The 2,855-nt window shown below is 67.5% G+C and carries 3 protein-coding genes; all 3 read right to left on the bottom strand.

The window, feature by feature from the left end; genetic code table 11:
* Positions 1–210 (bottom strand): hypothetical protein (locus ACWELQ_RS42780; protein ID WP_452402695.1); only part of this gene is annotated, 210 nt, incomplete at its 3' end.
* 106 nt (positions 211–316) lie between these two features.
* Complete coding sequence (locus tag ACWELQ_RS42775) at positions 317–1,219, bottom strand: alkaline phosphatase family protein (RefSeq protein WP_452402694.1); 903 nt, start codon at positions 1,217–1,219, stop codon at positions 317–319.
* Between the two features lie 95 nt (positions 1,220–1,314).
* Complete coding sequence (locus tag ACWELQ_RS42770) at positions 1,315–2,367, bottom strand: alkaline phosphatase family protein (protein WP_452402693.1); 1,053 nt, start codon at positions 2,365–2,367, stop codon at positions 1,315–1,317.
* Positions 2,368–2,855: the final 488 nt, after the last annotated feature.

Here is a 2,855-nt window from a genome sequence, read left to right as displayed (position 1 = left end):
GGACCCCACCCCGGTCAGCAGCCCGCTCAGCCCGCCGAGCGAATCAGACGAACCGGTCAGGACCTGCCGCATATCGTCGACGGCATCGGCGGATCCGGTGGTGACCCCCACCGCTGCCACCTCGGCCGCCGCGGAGGCGGCAGCGAACAGGGGTGCCGCGGCCAGGACCGCGACGGTGACGGAGGCGGCGAGGAATGAACGAGTGAACATGTCGACCTTCTTCACGCTATCGAAAAGGGTTGTGCTGACTACGGATTGAACGAGCCGGTACCGGGCAGCCACCCGGCGGACCCGGTCGAGGGCCCGGGACCGGCCGTCACCATGGACGTCCCGTCCAGCCCGCCGGCACCGCCACACCCAGCAGCGTCAGCACGGTCGGGGTGATATCGACGATGGAGAACCGGCTGTTGGTGGCGCCCGCCGCGAACCCCGGACCGCGCGCGATCACGAAATTGGCTGTCTCCTCGGCGGATTGGCCACCGTGCCCGCCCTCGGGCTTGTTGCCGGTCCCGGTGGTGACCAGGATGGTCCACTTCTCCTTCGGGTGCGCCGCGGCGCGGGCGTCGATCGCGTTCACGATCTTGCCGACACCGGCGTCGGCCTTGGTGATGGCGTCCAGGTAGCCCGGCTTGGCCGAACCCTTGTGCCCGGCGCTGTCGACGGAGTCGAAATCGACGAACAGGAAGTCCGGCGCGTCGTCGGTGACGGCCGCCGCGGCCCGGTCGGCGGTCGCGCTGTCCGCGGTGTTCGGGCCGGAAACCACCACGTTCACATCCGCGTTCGGATTACCCGCCCCGGCGGCGTCCGCCAGCGCCGACCAGGTCACCACCGATTCGGTCTGCAACTGCGGCTTGGCCTTCTCCAGTTGGGTGAACACGGTCGGATAGGTGGCGAAGGCGTCGCCGCCGAAGCTGGTGATGTGATGTTTGGTGTCCCACACCCCGGTCAGAGCGGTGGCCCAGATCGGAATCGAGTCGGTGGCGTGCGGCGCGATGGAGGTCTGGCCGACGGTGCCCTGGGCGGCGAGCTTCAGCAGATTCGGTGCCCCGGATTCCTGGATCTTGGCGTAGAGCGCGCCGTCGAAGCCGAGCACGACCACCTTGTTGACCGTCGAATCCGCCTGTGCGGCAGCTGTATCCAGAGTTCCTGCGGCCAGCGGCAGGGTTGCCGCCGCGATCAGGGCCGCCGCACGGGTGCGGCGGGATGTCTGTGGTTTCATGGAGTTGTCTTTCGCGAGTGGATTTCTCGTTCACCCGTGGGGGAAACCGGAGGCCGGCCCGTACCGCGTGGAGGTGGGCTGGGCCGGCGTCCGGGTCAGTTCTGGTCGGCGGGGATTTCCAGGTCGGTGGCGTCGCTGATGGAACCGTTGCCCGAACCCGTGCCCGGCAGGTCGATGCCGAAGGAGCCGGTGCTGGGCGGGGTCGGGCCGCCGTTGTCGACCACCGACTTGCCGTCGAAGGCGGTGGTGCCCTTGACGCCCAGCAGTGCCAGCACCGTCGGGGTCACGTCCACCAGGGAGTTCTTGCTGTTGGTGGCCCCGGCCTTGAACGAGGGCCCGCGCGTGATCAGGAAATTCGCGGTCTCGTCGGCGGATTGGCCGCCGTGGCCGCCGCCCGGCTTGTGGCCGTGATCGGCGGTGACCAGGATGTTCCACTTCTCGTTGGGGTGGGCCTTCGCGCGCGCGTCCACCGCGGCCACGATCTTCGCGACCTCGGTGTCGACCCGCTTGACCGCGTCCAGATACTCCGTCGACGCGCCGCCGTGCCCGTGCCCGGCCTCGTCGACCTGGTCGAGATGAGTGAACAGGAAGTCCGGTGCGTCGTTGGTGACCGCGGCGGCACTGGCGTCCGCGGTGGCGGCGTCGAGCTTGGCCTCCGTGGGATCGTCTGCGGGAGCGGGAGTTTCGATATTCACATCGGCGTGCTTGTCGCCGGAACCGGCGATGATGCCGATCCGGTCCCAGGAGGCGATGGACTCGGTCTTCAGGTTGGAGTTGGCGGTCTCCAGCTGGGTGAACACGCTCGGGTACTTGGCGAAAGGCGCTGCGGTGAAGTTGTTGTCGTAGATGCCGTGCTTGGTGTCCCACACACCGGTCAGCACGGTGGCCCAGGAGGGCCCGGAAATGGTGGTGTGCGGCGCAATCGAGGTTTGCCCGAGAGTGCCTTCACTCGCGAGCTTCAGCAGTGTCGGTGCCTTGGCTTCCTGGATCTTCTTGTACATCGTGCCGTCGAGCCCGATGACCACGACCTTGTTGACGGTCGCGTCGGCGGTTGCCGGTGCGGCCGTGCCGAGGCCGGCCAGCAGTGGCAGCGCCGCAAACAGCGTGATGGACAAGGGATTCAGGATGTTTCCGTTTGAGAGTTTCACGGTCTAGACCGTGCCAAGTCGCACCGCGATTGGTCCAGACCTATGCGGCAGAGTTCATCGATGGTTCATCGGAACCGGTCGGATTCGCTGCGGCGCGGCGCGATAGCGAAGAGATTGCCAATGGGTTGCGATGCAGCTGTCGGGGACAGTACCGGCAGCCTGGTACCAGCGAGTAGCGGTCGTGATGCCGCAGCGGTGCTCGCGTTGGCTGGGGCGTGCTCCTGGCGCGCGCCGGATTCGGTGTCGCACAACGAACCACGATCCGCGCGCGCCGACCGAGTGTTCACCTCGTGCTTCCCGGCGCGTGGTTGCAGAGGGTGGCGACCGGCGTCCGTGGCTACCTAGCGCAATGCTAGTAACTGCGGATCTGTCCGTGATCGGGACCGGTGCCGGTCAGTCGTCCCTACCTTTTAGCGGTCCGGCCCCGTAGGGTCCGGATGCCCCGGGAGGGGTGGGTATGGCTCTCAGTCGTCTGCCGATCGTGTGGC

It is taken from the genome of Nocardia sp. NPDC004722 (genome assembly GCF_053601505.1).
The sequence above is the reverse complement of the archived record's forward strand: the minus strand, read 5'-3'. Positions and strand labels throughout refer to the sequence as shown.